Here is an 882-nt window from a genome sequence, read left to right on the forward strand (position 1 = left end):
AGAGCCTCCGTCGCCATGCTCACCTCGCTTTGGTGCACACGAGTATTGAGCATAGTCGAGATTGGGGCACTGTTGCAAATAGTCGGTGGTGATAAACTTATCATCCCCTTTTGCTGATGGAGCTGCACATGAACCCATTCAAAGGCCGGCATTTTCAGCGTGACATCATTCTGTGGGCCGTACGCTGGTACTGCAAATACGGCATCAGTTACCGTGAGCTGCAGGAGATGCTGGCTGAACGCGGAGTGAATGTCGATCACTCCACGATTTACCGCTGGGTTCAGCGTTATGCGCCTGAAATGGAAAAACGGCTGCGCTGGTACTGGCGTAACCCTTCCGATCTTTGCCCGTGGCACATGGATGAAACCTACGTGAAGGTCAATGGCCGCTGGGCGTATCTGTACCGGGCCGTCGACAGCCGGGGCCGCACTGTCGATTTTTATCTCTCCTCCCGTCGTAACAGCAAAGCTGCATACCGGTTTCTGGGTAAAATCCTCAACAACGTGAAGAAGTGGCAGATCCCGCGATTCATCAACACGGATAAAGCGCCCGCCTATGGTCGCGCGCTTGCTCTGCTCAAACGCGAAGGCCGGTGCCCGTCTGACGTTGAACACCGACAGATTAAGTACCGGAACAACGTGATTGAATGCGATCATGGCAAACTGAAACGGATAATCGGCGCCACGCTGGGATTTAAATCCATGAAGACGGCTTACGCCACCATCAAAGGTATTGAGGTGATGCGTGCACTACGCAAAGGCCAGGCCTCAGCATTTTATTATGGTGATCCCCTGGGCGAAATGCGCCTGGTAAGCAGAGTTTTTGAAATGTAAGGCCTTTGAATAAGACAAAAGGCTGCCTCATCGCTAACTTTGCAACAGT

At 52.5% G+C, this 882-nt stretch carries 1 protein-coding gene; it reads left to right on the plus strand.

Features of this window, described 5'->3' with window-relative positions; genetic code table 11:
- Nucleotides 1-128: 128 nt before the first annotated feature.
- Nucleotides 129-833: an IS6-like element IS26 family transposase gene (locus tag ACFPFG_RS33560; protein ID WP_001067855.1), complete on the plus strand. Its 705-nt coding sequence runs from the start codon at nucleotides 129-131 to the stop codon at nucleotides 831-833.
- The last annotated feature ends 49 nt before the right edge of the window (nucleotides 834-882 follow it).

The organism is Delftia deserti (assembly GCF_042653485.1).
Lineage (GTDB): Bacteria > Pseudomonadota > Gammaproteobacteria > Burkholderiales > Burkholderiaceae_C > Comamonas > Comamonas acidovorans.